General features: G+C 62.6%; 15 protein-coding genes. 6 read left to right on the top strand and 9 right to left on the bottom strand.

Translation table 11 applies throughout. The features are described from left to right. The coding region (locus QWB57_RS01370) for a putative peptide modification system cyclase (RefSeq protein ID WP_288968010.1) at positions 1-2259 on the top strand (2259 nt) is incomplete at its 5' end. Between the two features lie 65 nt (positions 2260-2324). Here the strand turns inward: QWB57_RS01370 and QWB57_RS01365 are convergent. Next, entirely contained in the window at positions 2325-2609 is a 285-nt protein-coding gene (locus tag QWB57_RS01365) for an NHLP-related RiPP peptide (RefSeq protein WP_223625244.1), read from the bottom strand. 63 nt (positions 2610-2672) lie between these two features. Here QWB57_RS01365 and QWB57_RS01360 point away from each other — a divergent pair, with 63 nt between their 5' ends. Then, positions 2673-3926, top strand: a complete 1254-nt coding sequence (locus QWB57_RS01360; RefSeq protein ID WP_288968009.1) for a putative peptide maturation dehydrogenase — start codon at positions 2673-2675, stop codon at positions 3924-3926. A 6-nt stretch (positions 3927-3932) separates the two neighbouring features. Here QWB57_RS01360 and QWB57_RS01355 read toward each other — a convergent pair whose 3' ends face one another. After that, positions 3933-5450 (bottom strand): YifB family Mg chelatase-like AAA ATPase, encoded by a 1518-nt coding sequence (locus QWB57_RS01355; protein WP_223625249.1) that lies wholly within the window; start codon positions 5448-5450, stop codon positions 3933-3935. A gap of 11 nt (positions 5451-5461) precedes the next feature. Continuing rightward, the gene (locus tag QWB57_RS01350) at positions 5462-5731 is read right to left on the bottom strand and encodes an accessory factor UbiK family protein (protein WP_223627665.1); all 270 of its coding nucleotides are present in this window, start codon (positions 5729-5731) and stop codon (positions 5462-5464) included. A gap of 169 nt (positions 5732-5900) precedes the next feature. On the opposite strand from QWB57_RS01350, the gene QWB57_RS01345 reads away from it, so the two are divergent. Beyond that, entirely contained in the window at positions 5901-6239 is a 339-nt protein-coding gene (locus QWB57_RS01345; protein WP_223625251.1) for a P-II family nitrogen regulator, read from the top strand. Positions 6240-6246: 7 nt separating this feature from the next. Here QWB57_RS01345 and QWB57_RS01340 read toward each other — a convergent pair whose 3' ends face one another. The 3 genes from QWB57_RS01340 to speE form a co-directional block, all read right to left on the bottom strand. Further along, complete coding sequence (locus tag QWB57_RS01340; RefSeq protein WP_288968008.1) at positions 6247-6954, bottom strand: hypothetical protein; 708 nt, start codon at positions 6952-6954, stop codon at positions 6247-6249. Positions 6955-7027: 73 nt separating this feature from the next. Then, positions 7028-8917, bottom strand: coding sequence for a diguanylate cyclase (locus tag QWB57_RS01335; protein ID WP_223625255.1), 1890 nt, complete (start codon positions 8915-8917; stop codon positions 7028-7030). Between the two features lie 116 nt (positions 8918-9033). Beyond that, positions 9034-9888: a polyamine aminopropyltransferase gene (speE, locus tag QWB57_RS01330; protein ID WP_223625257.1), complete on the bottom strand. Its 855-nt coding sequence runs from the start codon at positions 9886-9888 to the stop codon at positions 9034-9036. Positions 9889-10027: 139 nt separating this feature from the next. Between speE and QWB57_RS01325 the strand changes: the two genes are divergently transcribed. From QWB57_RS01325 to QWB57_RS01315, 3 genes are all read left to right on the top strand, one after another. After that, complete coding sequence (locus QWB57_RS01325; RefSeq protein ID WP_288968006.1) at positions 10028-11191, top strand: aminotransferase class I/II-fold pyridoxal phosphate-dependent enzyme; 1164 nt, start codon at positions 10028-10030, stop codon at positions 11189-11191. A 70-nt stretch (positions 11192-11261) separates the two neighbouring features. Then, positions 11262-13145 carry an arginine decarboxylase gene (gene speA, locus QWB57_RS01320; RefSeq protein ID WP_223625261.1) on the top strand — a complete coding sequence of 628 codons (1884 nt, stop codon included), beginning with the start codon at positions 11262-11264 and terminating at the stop codon, positions 13143-13145. Then, complete coding sequence (locus QWB57_RS01315; RefSeq protein WP_288968004.1) at positions 13142-14245, top strand: acyltransferase; 1104 nt, start codon at positions 13142-13144, stop codon at positions 14243-14245. Before speA ends, QWB57_RS01315 begins: the two co-directional genes overlap by 4 nt. A 2-nt stretch (positions 14246-14247) precedes the next feature. On the opposite strand, the gene QWB57_RS01310 is transcribed toward QWB57_RS01315, so the two are convergent. The 3 genes from QWB57_RS01310 to QWB57_RS01300 all read right to left on the bottom strand — a co-directional run. Next, positions 14248-14883: a hypothetical protein gene (locus QWB57_RS01310; protein ID WP_288968012.1), complete on the bottom strand. Its 636-nt coding sequence runs from the start codon at positions 14881-14883 to the stop codon at positions 14248-14250. After that, positions 14884-15237 carry a type II toxin-antitoxin system prevent-host-death family antitoxin gene (locus tag QWB57_RS01305; protein WP_223625268.1) on the bottom strand — a complete coding sequence of 118 codons (354 nt, stop codon included), beginning with the start codon at positions 15235-15237 and terminating at the stop codon, positions 14884-14886. 78 nt (positions 15238-15315) lie between these two features. Further along, the coding region (locus QWB57_RS01300; RefSeq protein WP_288968002.1) for an SDR family NAD(P)-dependent oxidoreductase at positions 15316-15824 on the bottom strand (509 nt) is incomplete at its 5' end.

Raw genomic sequence — 15824 nt, 5'->3', positions numbered from 1 at the left:
CCCATCGACGGACTGGGCTTTGCCTTGGACTATGCCCGCAGCCTGCGTGACTTGGGCCGCGAGCTGGGTTTGAAGCAGGCCTTGCAAGCGCGCGCTGGCCTGCATGTAGGCGAAGTGTTGCAATGGGAAAACAGCCGCGACGCGGTGGCGCTGGGTGCCAAGCCGGTGGAAGTGGAAGGCTTGGCCAAACCATTGGCGGCGCGCTTGATGAACCTGGCGCGGCCGGGGCAAATTCTGCTGTCGGCCACCGCCGAACCGCTGGCGCATCGCGCCGTACGCGAATTGGGTGTGCGCGGCGACACCCTGGTGTGGAAATCCTACGGCCGCTGGCGCTTCAAAGGCCTGCCGGAAGCGCAGGAAGTGTTCGAAGTGGGCGAGCCCGGACTGGCCCCGCTGCGGATGCCGGCACACACCCCCAAGGCATGGCGTGACCTGCCGCTGTGGCGGCGGCCGGTGGCCTTGGCCGCCGAGGCGATGATGGCGGCCGGGCTGGCATTTGGCGCGTGGTTCTTGATGCACCCACAACCGGCGATTGCATTTGCCGAACGCGATTGGGTGGTGGTGGGTGACCTGCGCAACCTGACCGGCGATACCAAGCTGGACGAATCGCTGGAGCAGGCATTCCGCATCAGTTTGGAGCAGTCGCATTACGTCAACGTACTGTCCGATCTGAAAGTACGTGAAACCTTGGCGAATATGCAGCGCAAGGCGGACGTGCCGGTGGATCGTGCGCTGGGTTCCGAAATCGCCCTGCGGGATGGTGCGCGCGCACTGCTGCTGCCCACCGTGGCCGAAGTTGGTGGCCGTTTGCGGGTGAGTGCCGAAGTCATCGACCCACGCACCCAGACCACGGTGTACGCCGTGATGGCCGATGGCCGTGGCGTGGAGTCTGCGCTGGGCTCGATCGACCAGGTTACCGACCAGTTGCGTGGCAAGTTGGGCGAGGCCTTGCAAAGCGTGCAAAAGACCTCGGTGCCGCTGCCCAATGTGGCCACCCCCAGCCTGGAGGCGTTGAAGGTATTTGCGGTGGCGCGCAATGCGGCCAATACCACCCGTGATCGTGAACAAGCGCTGGGCTTGTATCGGCGCGCGCTACAACTGGATCCGCAGTTTGCATTGGCGCATGCCGATATGGCGAGATTGCACGCGCAACTGGGCGAGGTCGAGCAGGCGCGTGACGAATGGCGCAAGGCACTGGCTATTCCTGCACGACTGTCGCCGCAGGAAAAAATGAGTGTCGAGTTGATGCTGCTGCAAAACAGCGGGCCGGAAATCTATTTCGGCAAAGCGCAGGAATATTTGACGCTGTACCCCGATGACTTCAGCATCATCAGTCGTTTGGCGACGAATTTGTGGCATCAGCGTAATGATTTTCGTGCTGCCGAGGCGATGGTGCGGCGCGCAATCAAACCTCAATATGAGCGTAGCAACTCCGCACGATACACCTTGGGAATTTTCTTGTTGGGGCAAGATAAATTTGATGCGGCATTGGTCGAATTCCAGCACGCGCGGCAAGCCGGATATACAGGCGGGGGCGAGTTTTACGCCCGCGCCTACGATGCGCGCGGCCAGCATGCCGAAGCCGACAAGGTGTATGCAGCCAGTACCAGTGGGCGCCAAGGTTGGCAGAATGATGCGGCGGTATCGACTTGGCTGGATCGTCAGCAATGGGTACCGGCGCGTGAAGCAGCGCAAGCATGGTATGACCGCGCAAGTGCCAATAACGATGTGTTGGAAACCCTGCGTGCACAGGCTGCATTGGCGAGTGTAGGCGTTTTTTCAGCCGATTCGGGTGCTACGCGTGGGCTGCAATCGTTGCTGGCGGCGGTGGACAGGCAATCGGAGGCGGTAGATGCAATATATCCCCCGGCCTCGACCGAGCTCCGCATGTATGCCGGTTTGTTGGCGGCCTATCGTGATGACCGAGCAGGTGTCGATGCCGCACTGCGCAGCACCGATGGCAGTGTGGCAGTGCGTGAGTTCCCAACACTGGCACAGTTGCGGCAAGTGCTATTGGCAGAGCAGGCGCGCCTAAGTGGTCAGCCGAAAGCGGCAGTGGCTCGGTTGCAATCCTTGGCCAAACAAGACACGGCGTTAGTGGCCGTGCACTGGGCATTGTTGCGTGCTGAGCGTTCTGCGGGGAATGCGGTCGGCATGCAAAGTCAGGCAAATTGGCTGGCCACGCATCGGGGGCGCGTGCTTACCGAAGCAACGACGACGGAAGTGTTGCGTTTCTTTAATGTGGCAATCAGAGAGTAGAAGCATGCAGCGGACTCATCCCCGTTTTTACGGGGATGAGGTGGCGCATTTTTGTGCTTCCGCGTTCAGCCGATCTGCTGGCTAGCAAAAATACAGTCGGCACTTTGAATGGCGGTTGCTGCTGCCTCCAATTTGCTCCGCTGTGCCTTGATTTGCTCAGCAGAGGCGAGTGTTTCGCCCGGCTTGAGCTGCATGCAAGTGGATGCGTCCGTATAGCCTAACGAACGCAGCGCTTGTTCCGGCGATTGCTGGAACTGTTGGCGGAAGGCGTCGTTGCTTTCGAGATTGTCTAGAAGCTTCTTGACCAGTTGCGGATGCAGACCGGCCGGCGGGATTTTGTCTTGTGCCACGGTGTTCCCCCTCGGTGAATGGAGCGTGGACAATAGCACCCAAGTGTTTAAAGGGAGTGTGCAATGCAGGTCAGGCGCTGTGCTGTGGTATGGCTGGAACCGCGCGAGGTGGCCAGCTTCCAATTGGACGATCTGCTGGCCGGTGGCACCGGCGTGGTGGCGCGGCTGTGCTGGTTTGCACATGCGCCGCATTTGGGTGCGGCGGTCGAAGTGGATGCCGATTGGGTGCCGTTACTGGGTGCTTTGGGTGCACAGGATTGGCTGCAACGCGATGTGCTGGATGCACGCCATGGCGGCGCGGCGGTGGACGCTTTGCTGGCGGCCGGATTGTTGCAGGCCAAGCCTGAAAGTGCCGCCGACATCGACACTGCGGCAACCGACGCCGTTTACCGCGCCCAAGGCTGGTACCCGGCAGCGGCGGTGGCCCATATGGCGACCCGCTGGCAGGGGATCGATGGCCCCAGCAGCATGGCCGAGCAAGATTTGGACAGCAATGAAGGCCTGTTGCGTCAGCACGGCGCACCGCCACCGCGTGAGCCGGAGGCGGTGGGCACCGACACCGCACTGCATATGCCGGTGCCGGTACGCGATGGCTTCGACACCTTGCTGGACAGGCGTGCCACGTGCCGCAATTTTGATACCGAAGCGGTACTGCCGCTGGCAACGTTTTCGCAACTGATGGCGCGGGTGTTTGGCGCGCGTGGCAGCGGACACCCCGCGCCGGACTTCACGGTATTCAAGCGCACCAGCCCGTCCGGCGGTGCGCTGCATCCGACCGAATGTTTTCTGATCGTGCAGCGGGTGCAAGGCATCGCACCGGGCTTGTACCGTTACCGCATCGATGGCCACGCGCTGGAACCGGTGACCGCGCAGATTGCACCGCCGCAACCGGGGGATGTGGGTACGCAGGTCTTGGGGACGGCCGCCGCACGCGCATGGACGCAGGACGAGCTGTACGCTTTTGCCAAGATCGCGGTGGCCGGGCAGGATTTTTTCGCCAACGCGCCGGTGCTGTGCATTTTGGCGCCGCGCTTTCATCGCAACTTCTGGAAATACCGCAACCACGCCAAGGCCTACCGCGTTTGCGTGCTGGATGTCGGCCACCTGTCGCAAACCTTGCAGTTATGTGCCACCCAGGCGGGGCTGGGGCCGTTTGTCACCGGTGCGATCAACGAAGTCGATATCGAACGTGCGTTCGGTATGGCCAGCGACATGCAAAGCCCGCTGGCGGTGTGTGGGTTTGGTGCGCGTGCGGCAACCTTGGTCAAATCCGAGTTTGATCCCAACCGGCTGGTGTGGCCACGCACCCACATCTGACCTTTGCTAGGCCGCTTGTCGGCTGCCACTGCCGCGCTCCAGTTTGCGATAACCAATCGCCTCGGTCAGGTGCGGGGTGTCAATGGCCTCGCTGCCGGCCAAATCGGCAATCGTGCGTGCGACCCGCAAGATGCGATGCAGCGAGCGTGCCGACAATTGCAGGGCATCCACTGCACGCTCCAACAGGGCAGAGTCGCGTGCGGTCAGCCGACAAAACGCATTGGTCTGGCTTTGATCCAGCTGCGCATTGGCGTGGTCACTGCGCGCCAGTTGCCGGTTGCGTGCAGCGATGACGCGCACACGCACGCTGGCACTGGTTTCACCACTGGGGCCATCGGTGCGCAGTTGGGTGGGCGGCAGACGCGGCACTTCCACATGCAAATCGATGCGTTCCAGCAATGGCCCGGAAATACGCGCACGGTAGCGGCGGATTGCCTCGTCATTGCACAGGCAACGCCCGGACGGATCCCCGGCCCAGCCGCAGGGGCAGGGATTCATCGCCGCCACCAATTGAAATCGTGCCGGAAAGTCGCAATGCCGCGCCGCACGCGAAATACTCACGCTGCCAGATTCCAAGGGTTCACGTAGAACCTCCAGCGCATGCCGGCTCCATTCGGGCAGCTCATCCAAAAACAGCACGCCGTGGTGGGCCAATGAAATTTCACCGGGGCGCGGATCCGCGCCGCCGCCCACCAAGGCCACCGCACTGGCGGTGTGGTGCGGGTTGCGAAACGGGCGTTGCCGCCAACGCGCCAAGTCCAGCCCGCGGCTGCTGGCCGAGGCAATACTGGCGGTTTCCAGCGCTTCGGCTTCGCTGGGCTCGGGCAGGATGCCGCACAGGCGCGAGGCCAGCAGGGTTTTCCCGCTGCCGGGTGGGCCGACCAACAGCAAGTGGTGATTGCCCGCGGCGGCAATTTCCAGTGCGCGCCGCGCCTGGGTTTGCCCGCGCACATCGGCCAAATCGGGGGGTGTGGCGGCGACGCCGGGTTGTGCTTGCGCCAATGGCAAGGTTTTGCGCGCCTCCAGGGCGGCACACACTTCCAGCAGGGTGCGTGCGGTGCGCACTTCCACCGAGGTGGCCAGTGCGGCCTCAGCACCGTTGCCGGGCGAGACCAGCAGACGGCGCTGGCAACTGCCGGCGGCCAAGGCCGCGGCCAGCACGCCGTCCACCGCACGAATTTCGCCGGTCAGTGCCAATTCGCCCAGAAACTCCCAGCCGTCCAATGCCTCACAGGGCAACTGCCCACTGGCGGCCAGGATGCCCAGCGCGATTGCCAAATCAAAGCGGCCGCCATCTTTGGGCAGGTCGGCAGGCGCAAGATTGATGGTGATGCGGCGCGCCGGAAATTCGAATTGCGCGCACTGGATCGCCGCACGCACGCGGTCTTTGGCCTCGCGCACCGCCGCTTCCGGCAAACCCACAATCGACATCGCCGGCAGCCCCCCGGCCAGATGTACTTCCACCCGAACTTCAGGCGCACGCACGCCTACCCGCGCACGGCTGTGCACGATCGCAAGACTCATGGGGGCGCTCCTCAGTGGTGGGCGCTGTCGTTGCTGCTGGCGCAGGACTCGGCCAGTTCAGCCAATTGTGCTTCCAATGCGTCGAGCTTGTCGCGGGTACGTGCCAGTACCGCGCGCTGCACGTCAAATTCCTCGCGGGTCACCAGATCCAGCTTTCCCAAACCGGCCTGCAGTACCGATTTGAAATTCTGCTGCAATTCCTCGCGGCCTTCACGCAAACCCGGCGGGACCAGACTGCTGAGGCGGCGGGCAAGTTCATCGAGTTGCGATAAGTCGATCATGTGGGGTTGGCTCATGGCGGTCTCCTGCGGATGTATGCAGCATGGGCAAGCACGCTTGCCACTGCCATCAGTGCAGGCCGCATGCGGGGGTGGGATTAGTCCGCAGCGTACGTGCAGTATGCCTTGCGCCGGCAGGTTATGCTCACGCTACCGATCAGGAGATGTGGCAATGAAGATGGTGATGGCGGTGATCAAGCCGTTCAAGTTGGACGATGTGCGCGAAGCGCTGGCCGAGGCGGGTGTGGCCGGCATCACCGCCACCGAGGTCAAGGGCTTTGGCCGCCAGAAAGGGCACACCGAGTTGTATCGCGGGGCCGAATACGTGGTCGATTTCCTGCCCAAAATCAAGCTGGAGGTGGCGGTCACCGATGATCAGGTGGAGGTTGTGACGGAGGCCATCATCAAGTCTGCCGGCACCGGCAAGATTGGCGATGGCAAAATTTTCGTATGGGATTTGGAACGCGTGGTGCGTATCCGCACCGGTGAGCTGGATGGCGATGCGCTGTAAGCCGCGGCTAAGCCGCCGCCTTGCGGATCAACTCTGATGGTGTGCGCCACGCACGCACACCGGCATGCACTGCCAGTACGATGGCCCAGCTCAACCACAGCGTCCACAACACGTGTGACAAAAAGTGCGCGCCGCGCATCTGCTGCACCAAACCCATCGCCAGGATCAACCCCGAAACCGCAATCCAAACGGCCAGACTGACGCGCGGTCGCGCTGGATAAAAGAACAACACAAACGCCAACAACCAGCTGCCGGCGGAGACAAACCCGGCCGGAAAGCAGTGGCCGGGCTGTGGGATGTACGCAAGCAGCGCGGCAAAGGGATCGTAGTAGGGGGCATGGCCACCATAGCGGTCGATATCCCACGGGCAGTGCATGGGGCTCAGGCGCTTGCCGATACCAACCAGCAGTGGCACCACCAACGCCGAGATCGCCACCACCCGCCAGCGCAGTGCATCGGCGTCACGCCGATGCTTCCATGCTTGCCAAAGAGTTGCCAGTGCGGCGATGTTCAGGACATAGCGCAACCAGGTATGCATCAGGGTGCTTGTCCACCACGCATTACGCAGCGGCCATGCCTCACCGGTGGCCGAGTGCCAAGCATCTTCCAGTTGCACATCCAGCGCGGTCAGATGGAACAGCAAGGCAAGGCAGATGCCGGTAACCGCCAGCAACAGCATGTGTTGCCGATAAAACCGGCTCCAGACGATTGGCACGGAATGCACCTGGCTCAGCTCACGGAAAGTGCGCCAGTATGCGGCAGATGGCCTGCGAAGAGTGCAGCCAAGCTCAATACTCGATGCGGTTGCCGCCGCTGTGTTTGGCACGATACAGCGCACGGTCGGCGCGTTGGATCAGTGCGTCGCTGGACTCGCCATCTGCCAGCACTTGCGCAGCGCCGATACTCACGCTGATCCGCAGACCGGGGTCGATACCGTCAAAGTGCAGTGCTTGCGTGGCTTCGCGCAGGCGTTCTGCCACCGCCAGTGCTTTGTTCAAATCGGCATCCAGGCACACCACGATGAACTCTTCGCCGCCGACGCGGCCCAATGGGTCGCGATTGCGCAGCTGGGTCTGCCAGGCGCGGGTGACATCGCGCAATACCTGATCACCGGCAGCGTGGCCAAAGCGGTCATTGATCGATTTGAAGCGATCCAAATCCAGCATCAACAGTGACATCGGCGAGTGCTCACGCTGCGCCGATGTCAATGCGCGCACGACTTCGCGTTCGATCCCGAGGCGATTGGCAATCCCGGTGAGTGGATCTTGCAAGGTCAGATCCTGCAACTTTTTGGAGCGTTGCCATTGTCGCCATGCCATCGAACACAGCAGGGCCAAGAGCAGGAGTGCAAGCACGATGGCCAGCCACTGCCAATGGCGCACGCGCTCAAGTGCCTTCAGTTCTTGCTGGCGTACTTCGGCCTGTGCCCGCAGCTGGCGATTTTCGAAATCAGTGCGCCGAATCGCGTCCTCGAATGCCATCATCTGGTTTTGTTCAAGCTGCATCTTGCTGCGCAGCTTCATTTGCAGGGCATGGAATTTTTTGAAGTCCTGCAGTGCGGCGGCAGGCTGGCCCAGGGCCTCCTCACTGCTGGCCTGCGCTTGATGCAGCTGGGCCAGATAGCGCTCGTTGCCATTGGCCTGAATCAAAGGCAAGGCCTGCTGGTAGCGCTGCAGAGCTTGCGCATACTGGCCCTTGGCGGCCAATGCCCGCCCGGTGAGCAGAAGCAGCATGTCGTTGCTGGAGTTGTCCTGATCCGCCAGGTAGCCGGTGCGGGCCTGCTGCAATGTCGAGAGTGCCGCATCAGGCTTGCCCAGCAGGATTTGCGCCTCGGCAATGCCTGTGCGTGCAGCATTCACGCTGCTGGTGTCGGCGTGTTGCTGGGCAATGCTGACCGCTTGCGAAAAGGCGGATAACGCCTTGCCCGGCGCAGACGTTTCCAGTCGCAAAAAGCCTAGTTGCAACAGGTTGGTGGCCTCGGCTTCGGTATCGCCGATGGCGCGCGCGCGTTGCTGGGCCGCAGTGAAATAGCTTGCAGCACGATCCCAGTCGCCCATCCGGCGGTAGGCCACCGCCATGCTGAACATCAGCGGATTCACTTCCTGGGTGATGCCGGCTCTGCGAAAAGCGGTGCGGGCGCGCTGAAAATCCAGCATGGCCTTGGCCTGTTCACCCAGCAACGAGAGCAGATCGCCACGCATTTCCAGTGCTTCGGCGAGCAGCTGGGGCTCTTGGTGCTCCTTGAGCAGGTGGATGGCGGTATCGATTTCCGGCAACCCCTGTTGGCTGCCGTCGAGCAACATGATGTAGGTTGCAAGGCACAGACGTGCGCGCGCTTCCGATGCCACGTCGCCAGCGCTGTGTGCCAGTTGAACGGCTGTCTTGGAATAGTCGCGGCCGCGGTGTGCGTCCTTCCATTGCAGACTGTTGCAGAACACCGAGCGAAAGTGGATATCGCGTGCCGGGTCATTGGCAGGCAGCAAGCTGCGCAGACGCACGAATTCCGCTTCGATGGTGGCACTGGGTACGTCCAGGAATGCAGGGCCATTCAGCTTTTGAAACGCGGCATCGAAGGCCTTGGCATTGCCCGTGGCTGCTTGCGGGGACGCCGTTGCGGCGGTGCACGCCGCGACCGGCCACGCCAGCAGCACCGCCAACAGACTCAACCGAAGCGACACCCATCGCACAGTAATGACTCCCCCACTGTCTAGAACAACAGGCCAACCTAACCGGTTAGAACGAGTCTTGAACGTGTGAGCGGTCGCAATTTGCGGAGTTGACCTACTGGCGGTACTCAGCCCGCCAGCGCTTTGGCCACAAACGGTGGCAGGCTTTGCGCACCCGTGTGCAGGTCGGCGGTGTAGTACAGGGTGGCAAAGCCCTTGCTGCGGGCATCGTCGATGCGGAAGTTGAAACCGGCATTGGCGGTCTTTTTTGCCATCGTGCAGCTCCACCAGCCGGTGGGGTAGCAGGGCTGCGGGAACGGCAGGGTCTGGAAGCTCTGGAAGCCGGCCTTGCCCATTTCCACACGCATCGCCTTGATCAGGTCCAGCAGCACCAGCGGCGATTCGCTCTGCTGGACCAGGATGCCGTCGTCTTTCAGTGCGCGGTGGCAGCTGGCGAAGAAATCCTTGTTGAACAGGCCCTCGGCCGGGCCGACCGGGTCGGTGGAATCGACGATCACGATGTCCACGCTACCCGGCGCGCAGTTGGCCATGTAGGCAATCCCGTCGTCCCACAGCAGCTCGGCGCGCGGATCACCGTTGGATTCGCACAGCTCGGGGAAATACTTCTCCGCCATGCGCGTGACCTGTTCGTCGATGTCGCACTGCACGGCTTTCTCCACGCCCGGATGGCGCAGCACCTCGCGCAGGGTGCCGCAATCGCCGCCGCCGATGATCACCACGCGCTTCGGATTGGCGTGGGTGAACAGCGCCGGGTGCGCCATCATCTCGTGGTACAGGAAGTTGTCGCGGCTGGTCAGCATCATCGCGCCGTCGATCAGCATGACGTTGCCCCAGTCGGTCGATTCGTAGATCTCGATGTTCTGGAACGGCGACTGCACCTCGTCGAGCTTGCGGGTGACGCGGAAGCCGATCGACGAACCGGCTTTGTCAAAATTTTCGTGCAGCCAGGTGGCGTCGGTCATGGCGAACTATCCTTTGGAATGGTGCTTGGGCGCGGATTGTAGCGGGAATCGCCCGGGCGCCCGGTTATTCTTGTCTCAGTTCGGGCTGCCGGCATACACGGCAGGCCCGCCATCCTGGTGTTGCAAGGGAGTTCCGGCATTGGATACAGCAGCGTTCGATAGCCTCAGTGCCACCCAGTTGATGGCCGCCGGCAGCCGCAAGTGGACGGCGTTTCCCGGCTGCATCGGGGCGTTCGTGGCGGAAATGGACTTCGGCCTTGCGCCGCCGATCCGCCAGGCCCTGGACAAGGCGATGGCCGATGGCCTGACCGGCTATCTCACGCCAAAGTTGCTGCAAGACTTGGGCGAAGCCTGCGCGCAGTGGCAGCTGGCGCAGCACGGCTGGGCGATCCGGCCCGATGACGTCAACGTGATGCCGGATGTGCTGAGCGCGCTGGAAGCAGTGCTGCGGCATTTCCTGCCGGCGGGCACGCCCGTCATCGTGCCGGTGCCGTGCTACATGCCCTTCATCCCGATTTTGAACTGGGTGGGCAATCCGGTGATCCAGCTGCCGATGCTGCGCACGCAAGACGGCTGGCAGATGGACGAGGCCGGGCTGGATGCCGCGTTTGCCGGTGGCGCCGGGCTGTTGCTGCTGTGCAACCCGCATAACCCCATTGGCAAGGTCTATACCCGCGACGAATTGGCGCGCATCAGCGCGATTGTGGCGCGCCACGACGCCCGCGTGTTTGCCGATGAAATCCACGCGCCGCTGGTGTTTGAAGGGCAGCGGCATGTGCCGTATGCCGCGCTGAACGAGGCGGCGGCACGGCAGGCGATCACGGCGGTATCGGCCTCGAAAATGTGGAATCTGGCCGGCCTGAAATGCGCGCAATTCGTGTTCACCCGCGACCAGGATCGTACGCTGTGGCGCAGCATTGGCCACCATCTCAACGATGCCACATCCACATGGGGCGTCATCGCACACACCGCCGCGTGGGCGCACGGCGAGCCGTGGCGGCAGCAGGTGCTGGCGTATCTGCAGGGCAACCGTGACCTGTTGACCCGGCACTTGGCCGCGCACCTGCCACAGATAGGCTATACCCCCGCGCAAGGCACCTATCTGGCGTGGCTGGATTGCCGCGCACTGGCACTGCCGCCCACACCGCAGGTGTTCTTCCGCCAGCACGCCAAGGTGGCAATGACCGACGGCGGCGATTGTGGCGATGGCGGGCAGGGCCATGTGCGCTTCAATTTCGCGCTGCCGCGCCCGTTGCTGGTGCAGGCCGTGCAGCAGATGGCACAGGCGCTGGCCACGCGTTAGCTGCCACACAGGCAGGCGCGGCGCGGGGGGCCTACAATGCGCATCCTTTCTGTGCCGCCGGTAGTCCGCCATGTCCGATTGGTCGCTAGACCTTGCCCGCAAGACCTACTCCATCCCGCATTGGTCGGATGGGTATTTCGATGTCGATGCGCAGGGCCGGATTGCGGTGCGCCCGCAGCGGGAAGGGCCAATCATTGCCTTGCCCGAGGTGGTGGATACGGCGATGGCGCAGGGCGCGAAGTTGCCCATGCTGGTGCGCTTTCCGGACATCCTGGGTGACCGTCTGCACAAACTGCAGGCGGCATTCGCGCAGGCCCAGACAGACTGGGGGTACGCCGGCGGCTACACCGCGATCTACCCGATCAAGGTCAACCAGCACGCCGGCGTGGCCGGCACCTTGGCCAGCCATCGCGGTGAAGGCTTTGGTCTGGAGGCCGGCAGCAAGCCGGAGCTGATGGCGGTGCTGGCACTGTCGCGCCCGGGCGGCACGATTGTGTGCAACGGCTACAAAGACCGCGAATACATTCGCCTTGCGCTGATCGGGCGCAAGTTGGGATTGCAAACGTTCATCGTGATCGAGAAACCCTCCGAACTGAAATTGGCGCTGGAAGAGGCGGAAAAGCTCGGCATCCAACCAGGTCTGGGCGTGCGCATGCGGCTGACTTCGCTGGGTGCGGGCAAGTGGCAGAACAGTGGCGGCGACAAGGCCAAATTCGGGCTGGATCCGCGCCAGTTGCTGACCTTGTGGAAAGAGCTGCGCGATGCCGGCATGGGCGATTGCCTGAAGCTGCTGCACTTCCATATGGGCAGCCAGATTTCCAACGTGCGCGATATTGCCGCCGGCATGCGCGAAGCCACCCGCTACTTCGTGGAGCTGACCAAACTGGGTGCGAATATTTCGCATGTCGATGTCGGCGGCGGGCTGGGCATCGATTACGAAGGCACGCGTTCGCGCAGCTACAACTCGGTCAATTACGGCATCCCGCATTACGCCTCCAGCATCGTGCAGCCGCTGGCCGAAGCCTGCGCCCGCGAGGGCCTGACGCCGCCGCGCATCCTCACCGAGTGCGGGCGTGCAATGACCGCGCACCACGCCTTGCTGGTGACCAATGTCAGCGAAGTGGAACGTGCGCCGGAGGGCCGCGTGCCGGATGTGCATGCCGACGAATCGCAGCCGGTGCGGCAATTGCGTGAGCTGCACGACGAGATGGCGCAGCGTCCGGCGGTGGAAGTGTTCCATGAAGCCACCCAGGCGCATGCCGAAGGCCTCAGCCTGTATGCGCTAGGGCAATTGGATTTGACCCAGCGTGCACGGATTGACGACCTGTTCTACGCCATCGCGCATGCGGTCAAGGCGCGCCTGACCTACGACGAAAAGAGCCATCGCGATTTGCTGGATGAACTCAACGAGCGCTTGGTCGACAAGTACTTCGTCAACTTCAGCGTGTTCGAATCGATGCCCGATGTGTGGGCGATTGATCAGGTGTTCCCCATCGTGCCGATCGAGCGTTTGAATGAAGCGCCCACCCGGCGCGGCATCATCGCCGACATGACCTGCGACTCCGACGGCAAGATCGACACCTATGTCGAAAACGAAGACCTCGACAGCTCGCTGCCGCTGCACGAGCCGCGCCCGGGCGAACGCTACCGGATTGGCTTCTTCCTGGTCGGCGCGTATCAGGAAGTGTTGGGCGATATCCACAACCTGTTTGGCGACACCGACGCCATCGAGGTCAAGGCCAGCGGCGATGGCTTTGCCATCAGCCAGCAGCGCCGCGGCGACACCACCGATGTGATGCTGGATTACGTGGGCTACAAACTGGATGACCTGCGCCGCTGCTACCGCGCACTGGTGGCTTCGGCGGATCTCGGCAACGCCGAAAGCGAGCGCCTGAACGAAGCGCTGGAACGCGGACTGACCGCCTACACCTATCTGGATGATGCGCCGCTGTGAGTGATGGCCAGCGCGGCGAGCATCTGCCGGGCCTGGATCTGTTGCGCGCCATTGCGGTGTTGTGGACGATGCAGTTCCACAGCTTCATCGTCGGCGGGTTGGGGCCGGACTGGATGTGGCTGCAACGCTACGGCTGGATGGGCGTGGACCTGTTTTTCGTGCTCAGCGGTTTTCTGATCGGCGGGCAAGTGTTGCGGCCGTTGGCGCAGGGCGTGCGGCCCTCGTTGCGCACGTTTTACCTGAAGCGTGCGTTTCGCATTCTTCCCGCGTTCTGGGGGGTGCTGGCGGTGTATCTGCTATGGCCGGAGTTTCGTGAAGCACCGGGCATCGAGCCGTGGTGGAAGTTTGCGTTGTTCGTCGTCAATCTGGACATTGATTACACCGCCAATGCCGCGTTCTCGCATGCGTGGTCGCTGTGCGTGGAGGAGCATTTTTATCTGGTTTTCCCGATGCTGGCGCTGCTGCTCGCGCGACGCCCATCCGTGCTGAAATTCTGGGGTGTGTGTGTTGCGGTGTTGTTGGGTGGTATCGCGCTGCGTGCCGGCATTTGGTTGCATGATGCTGCCTTGCAGCCGTCGCGGAATTGGTTCGTCGAGGATATTTACTACCCCACCTGGAACCGTCTCGATGGACTGTTGCTGGGGGTGATGCTGGCGGCATGGCAGGCGTATCGGCCGGCAGCCTGGTCGCGCGCAGCCAAGTACGCCAATCTGTTCGCACTGGCCGGCGTGCTGGTGCTGGTGCTGGCGTTCTGGCTGTTCCGTGATCGCGTGGGCTGGCTGGGGAACAGCATCGGCTGGCCGGTGTTGTCGCTGGCGTTGGCGTTGCTGGTGTTTGCCGGCGCGCAACCGCATGGCGTGCTGGGTGCGCGGGCATTGCCGGGGGCCGGCTGGATCGCGGCGGTTTCGTACAGTCTCTACCTTGTCCACAAGCCGATCTACGCGCTTGTGCAGGCGCATTGGGGCGCTGTGCTGGCCGCGCGCGGCAGTGTGGCGTGGCTGGTGTATGGCGGGGTTGCACTTGCCGCGGCGGCGGTGCTGCATTACCTCATCGAGCGCCCGTGTCTGCGTTTGCGCGGGCGGTTTTTGCAGCACGCCTGAACTCAGCCTAGGCGGGACAGAACCGCTTCCAAAATGGGTTTGGCCCAAGCGGGGGTGTTGCTCAGCGTTTGGGCGTCGGTTGGAAACGCGATGCTGCTTGCTTCCATTTGCAGCAGCAGGCGCGGATTGGGCATTGGTTGACCGATAGTGGCATCCACACTGTTGTCGTACACCTGCAATTGGCTCAGGTACGGCAGCAGTGCAATCAGGTTCCTGCGCGAGGACTCGAAGCGCTCCCGGACTTTGGTTTCTGGAATGTCATGGCCGCCACGCGAAACGCGCAGTTTGATGCGGGCGAGATGGTGCTCCGGCGACCCCAGTCCGACGAACCACATCAGGACATCGTGAGTCTTGCTGGCCTCGCGTAATTTGGCGGCAATCGTATTACCGCCGAGTGTCGTTTCGAACGCGTAATCGGTGCCGCCAGCAATCGCCGCATCCAATTGGCGGACACCTGCTTGCCATGCCGCTGCATTGGCTTCGGCGGGGGGTGCCCCGGTGGTTTTGATCAATTGCCGGGTGAATGTATCGGGATTGAACCAGGTCAGTCCCGCCTGCGTGAGTTCGCGTTCACCCGCGGTGCTCTTGCCTGCGCCGTTGACGCCGGCCAGCACAAAAATCACCGGACGCGCCACGATTCAGAACTCGTTGCCAGTAAACGTGTTGCCGCCGAAGTCGATGGGCCGGCGCAGGATGCCGCGCAACTTGTCGCGTGCTTCCCGGGTTTGCAGCACCTTCAGGCGCTCATCGAACTGGCGGCTCAACACATCCAGCGCGGCCTGTTTCCGGGCGCGGGTTTCGAGGGCTTCCTGCAGCAGGTCGTCATAGTCTGTGGTGGACAGCACAACCGCTTCCGGGCGACCGTGGTTGGTGACCACCACCTTGCCGCTACGCGCCACCACCTTCATCACGCCGCGCCAGCCCAGCTTCTTCACGTCCGAAGCCGGGGTTTGCGGCAGGGTGTCCAAGGTATTGAGTGCGGCAACAGCCATGACGGTTTCCAATGAGCTGCAATATAGCCAATATACCCTTTTTATCCAAAATATCCTGAATGGGAGCAAGGGCGAGAATCAGCCTTCCCGGTGCACCTGAAAGCCGGCAAACGACTGCGAGGTGGGCATCAACTCAATGCGGTTGATGTTCAGGTGCGGCGGTTGGCTGGCCACCCAGAAGATGGTGTCGGCGATGTCCTCGGCGGTCATCGGGTTGGCGCCGCCATAGAGCTTGTCGGAGGCGACCTGGTCGCCGTGGGTGCGCACCACGGTGAACTCGGTTTCAGCCATCCCCGGCTCGATCACGGTCACCCGCACGCCGGTGCCGTGCAGGTCGGCGCGCAGACCCAGCGAGAACTGACTGACGAAGGCCTTGCTGCCGCCGTAGACATTGCCGCCGGTGTAGGGATACGTGGCAGCGGTGGAGCTGATATTGATGACGGCACCTTTGCGGGCGATCAGCGTGGGTAGCAGCGCGTGGGTCAAGGTCACCAGGGCCGTCACGTTGGTGTCGATCATGGTCTTCCAGTCCGACAACAGCGCGTCCTGTGCTGGTTGGGTGCCCTGCGCAAGGCCGGCGTTGTTGA

Source organism: uncultured Thermomonas sp., assembly GCF_937872235.1.
In the GTDB taxonomy this organism is placed as follows: Bacteria; Pseudomonadota; Gammaproteobacteria; order Xanthomonadales; family Xanthomonadaceae; genus Thermomonas; species Thermomonas beijingensis.
Note: the sequence above shows the minus strand (reverse complement) of the source record. Positions and strands in the feature narration are given on the sequence as shown.

Coding starts and splice junctions, on each gene's coding strand:
- QWB57_RS01360 (WP_288968009.1), top strand. CDS start 2,673: ATGCAGGTCAGGCGCTGTGCTGTGGTATGGCTGGAACCGCGCGAGGTG.
- QWB57_RS01355 (WP_223625249.1), bottom strand. CDS start 5,450: ATGAGTCTTGCGATCGTGCACAGCCGTGCGCGGGTAGGCGTGCGTGCG.
- QWB57_RS01350 (WP_223627665.1), bottom strand. CDS start 5,731: ATGATCGACTTATCGCAACTCGATGAACTTGCCCGCCGCCTCAGCAGT.
- QWB57_RS01345 (WP_223625251.1), top strand. CDS start 5,901: ATGAAGATGGTGATGGCGGTGATCAAGCCGTTCAAGTTGGACGATGTG.
- speE (WP_223625257.1), bottom strand. CDS start 9,888: ATGACCGACGCCACCTGGCTGCACGAAAATTTTGACAAAGCCGGTTCG.
- speA (WP_223625261.1), top strand. CDS start 11,262: ATGTCCGATTGGTCGCTAGACCTTGCCCGCAAGACCTACTCCATCCCG.
- QWB57_RS01305 (WP_223625268.1), bottom strand. CDS start 15,237: ATGGCTGTTGCCGCACTCAATACCTTGGACACCCTGCCGCAAACCCCG.